The sequence below is a fragment of the Rhizobium sp. 01T444 genome (genome assembly GCF_056398305.1).
In genome coordinates this window covers 1-4,965 of the sequence record NZ_JBFTPD010000072.1, presented here as the reverse complement: position 1 = coordinate 4,965, position 4,965 = coordinate 1, and the positions used below count along the sequence as shown (strand labels likewise).

The 4,965-nt window shown below is 59.6% G+C and carries 8 protein-coding genes; 3 read left to right on the top strand and 5 right to left on the bottom strand.

From position 1 onward, the window contains the following. The 3 genes from AC1DTN_RS37020 to ribH all read right to left on the bottom strand — a co-directional run. Positions 1–958, bottom strand: a 958-nt coding sequence (locus AC1DTN_RS37020) for a sodium/proton-translocating pyrophosphatase (RefSeq protein WP_477925057.1), incomplete at its 3' end; no start/stop codon positions are given. A gap of 195 nt (positions 959–1,153) precedes the next feature. Beyond that, positions 1,154–1,636, bottom strand: coding sequence for a transcription antitermination factor NusB (gene nusB, locus AC1DTN_RS37015; protein WP_439014564.1), 483 nt, complete (start codon positions 1,634–1,636; stop codon positions 1,154–1,156). 3 nt (positions 1,637–1,639) lie between these two features. Further along, a complete protein-coding gene (ribH, locus tag AC1DTN_RS37010) occupies positions 1,640–2,095 on the bottom strand; it encodes a 6,7-dimethyl-8-ribityllumazine synthase (protein WP_007819979.1) in 456 nt (151 codons plus the stop codon). A gap of 343 nt (positions 2,096–2,438) precedes the next feature. Between ribH and AC1DTN_RS37005 the strand changes: the two genes are divergently transcribed. From AC1DTN_RS37005 to AC1DTN_RS36995, 3 genes are all read left to right on the top strand, one after another. Further along, entirely contained in the window at positions 2,439–2,798 is a 360-nt protein-coding gene (locus tag AC1DTN_RS37005; RefSeq protein WP_113324270.1) for a hypothetical protein, read from the top strand. 123 nt (positions 2,799–2,921) lie between these two features. Continuing rightward, positions 2,922–3,416 (top strand): cupin domain-containing protein, encoded by a 495-nt coding sequence (locus AC1DTN_RS37000; protein WP_113324271.1) that lies wholly within the window; start codon positions 2,922–2,924, stop codon positions 3,414–3,416. 43 nt (positions 3,417–3,459) lie between these two features. Then, positions 3,460–3,975 (top strand): GNAT family N-acetyltransferase, encoded by a 516-nt coding sequence (locus AC1DTN_RS36995; protein WP_439014563.1) that lies wholly within the window; start codon positions 3,460–3,462, stop codon positions 3,973–3,975. Here the strand turns inward: AC1DTN_RS36995 and AC1DTN_RS36990 are convergent. Both AC1DTN_RS36990 and AC1DTN_RS36985 read right to left on the bottom strand, forming a co-directional pair. Then, the gene (locus tag AC1DTN_RS36990) at positions 3,956–4,576 is read right to left on the bottom strand and encodes a riboflavin synthase (RefSeq protein ID WP_113324272.1); all 621 of its coding nucleotides are present in this window, start codon (positions 4,574–4,576) and stop codon (positions 3,956–3,958) included. The genes AC1DTN_RS36995 and AC1DTN_RS36990 overlap by 20 nt on opposite strands. Further along, positions 4,576–4,965: RibD family protein (locus AC1DTN_RS36985; RefSeq protein WP_477925055.1), on the bottom strand; the 390-nt coding region annotated here is incomplete at its 5' end. The genes AC1DTN_RS36990 and AC1DTN_RS36985, both read right to left, overlap by 1 nt.

Genomic DNA, 4,965 nt, shown 5'->3' with positions numbered 1-4,965 from the left:
ACCCCCAACCGACCGTCATCGAGGTCGCGGCACCAAGACCAATGATGGATAGAAGGCCCGTCACGATGAGGCCCTTGTAGAGGGCGCCCATGATCGAGCCATTCGAGCCGAGCTTGACGAAGAAGGTGCCGATGATCGAGGTGATGATGCAGGCGCCGCAGATTGCCAGCGGATAGATCATAGCCGACTGCAGGATGGGTGCGCCGGCAAAGAAGATTGACGCAAGAACCATAGTGGCGACGACGGACACTGCGTAGGTTTCGAAAAGGTCGGCCGCCATGCCGGCGCAATCGCCGACGTTATCGCCGACGTTATCGGCAATGGTTGCGGGGTTGCGTGGATCGTCTTCCGGAATACCGGCCTCAACCTTGCCGACGAGGTCGCCGCCGACGTCGGCACCCTTCGTAAAGATGCCGCCGCCGAGACGGGCGAAGATCGAAATCAGCGACGCGCCGAAGCCCAGCGCTACGAGGGCGTCGATGACCTCACGCGAGCCGGCCTCGTGGCCGAGCACGATCGTCAGCACATAATAATAGATGGAGACGCCGAGCAGTGCGAGCCCGGCAACCAGAAGGCCGGTGATCGCACCCGACTTGAAGGCGATGTCCAGACCGGCCGAGAGGCTGGCTGATGCGGCCTGGGCGGTGCGCACATTGGCGCGGACGGAGACATGCATGCCGATGAAGCCGGCAGCACCCGAGAGGACGGCGCCGATCAGGAACCCGATCGCTGCCGTGGCGGAAAGGAGCAGCCATGCTGCAATGAAAACGACAATGCCTACGATGGCAATGGTTCTATACTGACGCGTCAGATAGGCCTGGGCGCCCTCGCGGATATAGCCCGCGATCTCCTGCATGCGGCTGTTGCCCTGGTCGGCAGCAAGCACCGACCGGGTTGCCCAGATGGCATAGACCACCGAGAGCAGGCCACATGCGATTACCAATAAAAGAATGGTCATTCGCTCTTTCCTCCCATAAGCCGGAACTCACTCCTTCTCCGGCGACGAATGCTGCTGAATCGACTCCTCTCCATAGAAACGCTCAGCTGGCGAGCGGAGATTGCGTGGTCGATAACGTCGCGTCAAGACTGCAAAACTTCAAAAGCCTTGCAGTTCCGAAGAAAGAAAGGGAGGGATCGTTTGGCGGCTAAGTGCCTATTTCTTCTGGTCGCCGCGCACCTGCTTGGCGATGCGGTCCAGAACGGCGTTGACGAGCTTCGGCTCATCGTCGTCGAAGAAGGCATGAGCGATCTCGACATACTCGGTAACGATGACGGCGACCGGCACGTCCTTGCGGTCGACGAGTTCGAAAACGCCGGCACGCAGGATGGCGCGGACAGTGCTGTCCAGGCGCGACAGAGCCCAGTCGTCCTGTAGGGCAGAGGCAATCAGCGGGTCGAGGCGGAGCTGGTCGCGCACGACGCCTGAGACGATCGAGCGGAACCAGCCGGCATCGGCCTTCAGATAGGTTTCGCCGTCAAGTTCCTGGCCGAGGCGATGCGCCTCGTATTCCGCCACGATTTCCAGAACGCCGGTGCCGCCGATATCCATCTGATAAAGCGCCTGCACAGCCGCGAGGCGTGCAGCGCCCCGCTGGTTGGCAGCCTTGACCGGTCGTTCGGTATTTTCGTCAGTCATTCTTTATGCACCCAACTTCTTCTTCAGCTCGATCATGGTGAGAGCTGCACGGGCGGCGAAACCGCCCTTGTCCTTTTCCGAGCGGCGCGCGCGCACCCAGGCCTGTTCATCGTTCTCGACGGTCAGGATGCCGTTGCCGATGGCAAGGGACTCGCTGACGGCGAGATCCATAAGCGCGCGCGAGGACTCGTTCGACACGATGTCGAAATGATAGGTCTCGCCGCGGATGACCATGCCGAGTGCGACGAAACCGTCATACTGCGTGCCGTCATTATCCGCGCCATCGAGCGCCATGGCAATCGTCGCCGGAATTTCCAGCGCGCCGGGCACAGTGACGACGTCAAAGGTGGCGCCTGCTTCTTCCAGCGCGAAGGTCGCGCCTTCCAGAAGAGCATCGGCCATGTCGTCATAGAAGCGTGCTTCGACGATCAAAATATGGGGAGCGGTCTCTTTCGGCATGGTTCACCTTCGGTTGGAGGGGCATTTTCCACTCGGGCAGGCCGCGGTCAAAACATGCCTTCGAACGAATGGCAAGCAAATTCGGGTGGCGCTCTGAAGGAAAGACAAAATATCTGCAATGGGATAGCTCAGGCGCGCTTCGTCGGGTGCAACGACGCAAAAAACATGCTTAGCCGGCTGACGCAATAACGGCAAATCCAAGGCAGAATTCATGAACAATTTGTAATTGATTTTCAGTAGCTTAATCCATTGAAAGAACAATGCTGCAGCGCCAAATCTCAGTCGTAACGCAGACGATCCCCTGTTGACAGCCGACCGCCGCTGCAGACGAAAGGATACCATCATGAACCGCCTTGCTAAAATCACCATTGCCGCCGCTTTCTCCTCCCTCGCATTTGCCGGCGTCAGCCAGGCTGAAAGCCTTGGCATGAATAGCGCAGAGGGCATCGAACAGACGCTCCGCACCTTCCAGGGCAACAACTTCGACATCCAGCCCGTCTATAACTGGCACAACCTCGACGACGAAAGCACCGGCCCGCGCTCCGTCCTCCAGCGCTCCCAAAGCGCTGTCCACGCCATTCAGGCTTCCATTGATGCCAATAGGTCGCTGGCACACCAGCTCAACAATGATGGCGTCAATATCCGCAATGTCGTGAACGCCGAACAGGCAGCCGACGGCGGCATTACGTTCTACGTTCGCTGAGGCTGCCAGCTTGGAAGGCGGCATGGGCGGTTGATCTCCTCACCGTCCGTTCCGCCTTCTATCGAAATCGCTGTTGCATTTTCCGCCGGATTGGATTGTCTTCTCGCCAAAGCGGAGGACCCCATGGCGACGAACGCAACACCGGTCATCAACACGGCCGATCTCTCCCTCGAACACTGGACGAGGGGAAGGCTCTTCGAAAGCCGCGACACGTCTTTCGGAAAAGATCTGGGGCTTGCCAATCTCGGCATCAGCTACAGTGAAGTGCCGCCCGGCAAATCCGGCTGCCCTTTTCACAACCACCATGTCGAGGACGAGCTCTTCTATATCATCGAGGGTACCGGAGAATATCGCTTCGGCGACCAGCGCTATCCGATCAAGAAGGGCGATGTGCTGGGCGCCCCCTCGGGCGGGCCGGAAACGGCCCATCAGATCATCAATACCGGATCAACGCCGCTTATCTATTTGGGCCTGTCGACCAAGGCGAAGACCGAGATCTGCGAATATCCCGATTCCGGCAAATTCCTCGCCAAGACCAATCGCGACGGCAGCTCCTTCGACCATATCGGCCGGGGAGAAAATGCACTTGATTACTGGGATGGCGAGCCGGGCCTTTGATAAAAAGCACCGTCGTCACCCCTCGCTTGAGAGCATCCTATTCATGATCGATATTCCGACACTGGAAACCGGACGGCTCATTCTGCGCGCGCACCGGCTCGATGATTTCGACGCGCATTTCGAACTCTGGCGCGACGAAGACGTCGTGCGCTTCATCGGCGGCGTGCCTTCTACCCGCGAACAAAGCTGGTCGCGCCTGCTGCGCCTTGCCGGCATGTGGCATCACATGGGCTTCGGTTTTTTCGCGATCGAAGAGAAGGATGGAGGCCGCTTCATCGGTGAAGCGGGTTTCCTCGAAGCAAAACGCGAGATGCAGCCTTCAATCGAAGGCACGATGGAGGTGGGCTGGGCGTTGATCCCTTCAGCCCATGGCAGGGGCTATGCCACGGAGGCGCTGAAGGCGATCATCGGCTGGGGCGAGAAGCAGTTTCCGGGACGGTTGATGACCTGCATCATCAGCCCTGATAATGCGCCGTCGCTCAAGGTCGCGGCCAAGCTCGGTTTCAGGGAAACGGCGCGGACCGACTATAACGGCCCGATCATTCAGTTTTCGCGGTAGGAAACTCGGCAAGACGAGCGGCATAACGCGCCATCGTATCGACCTCGAAATTGACGAAGTCGCCGGCCTTGCGCTCGCCCCAGGTCGTGACCTCCAGCGTGTGGCGGATCAACAGCACGTCGAAATCCGTGCCATCGACAGCATTGACGGTCAGCGACGTGCCATCGAGCGCGATCGAACCCTTGGGCGCCACGAATTTCGCGAGTTGGGTGGGTGCGCGCAGGCGGAAACGCGTGGCGTCGCCCTCTTCCGTCACAGACAAGATCTCGGCCTTGCCGTCGACATGTCCGGAAACGATGTGGCCACCAAGTTCGTCACCGATCTTCAGCGAGCGCTCGAGATTGATATGGCTGCCCGCCTGCCAGGTGGAAATAGTGGTGAGGCGCAGCGCCTCTTCCCATGCTTCAACCTCAAACCAGCGGCCGTTGCTGCCATCCTGCGGCAGGCCGGTCACGGTAAGGCAGATGCCTGAATGAGAGATGGAAGCGCCCATATCGATGGTCGCCGGGTCGTAATTTGTCGCGACGCGAAGCTTGATGCCTTCCTTCAGCGCCGAAACGGATTCGATCGTGCCGACATCAGTGACAATTCCGGTGAACATCAATTCTCTCTTTCGTATTCGTCCAGGCGATCCGCGCCGAATATGTAAGTGCCCCTGTGGGCGAAACCGGATGGTATGTCGGTTGCCTGCAGCGGGGATTCAATACCGCCGTCGCCGATGACGACAGGCGCATGATAAAGCTGGATGCGATCGACGAGTCCGGCTTTGAGGAAAAGCTTCGCAGTCTTCGCGCCGCCTTCGACCAGGAGCGAGGAGATGCCGCGTGTGGCAAGCGCCGGCAGCAGGACTTCGGGGTGATAGGGATTACAGTAGAGGACCTCGACGCCGGCGGCTTCGAGTGCGGCGCGGCGGGAGTCCATCTCGGTGGGGTCGGCGGGTGCGTTACCCCCCTCTGTCCTGCCGGACATCTCCCCCACAAGGGGGGAGAT

Coding starts and splice junctions, on each gene's coding strand:
- AC1DTN_RS37000 (WP_113324271.1), top strand. CDS start 2,922: ATGGCGACGAACGCAACACCGGTCATCAACACGGCCGATCTCTCCCTC.
- AC1DTN_RS36995 (WP_439014563.1), top strand. CDS start 3,460: ATGATCGATATTCCGACACTGGAAACCGGACGGCTCATTCTGCGCGCG.
- AC1DTN_RS36990 (WP_113324272.1), bottom strand. CDS start 4,576: ATGTTCACCGGAATTGTCACTGATGTCGGCACGATCGAATCCGTTTCG.
- AC1DTN_RS37005 (WP_113324270.1), top strand. CDS start 2,439: ATGAACCGCCTTGCTAAAATCACCATTGCCGCCGCTTTCTCCTCCCTC.
- ribH (WP_007819979.1), bottom strand. CDS start 2,095: ATGCCGAAAGAGACCGCTCCCCATATTTTGATCGTCGAAGCACGCTTC.
- nusB (WP_439014564.1), bottom strand. CDS start 1,636: ATGACTGACGAAAATACCGAACGACCGGTCAAGGCTGCCAACCAGCGG.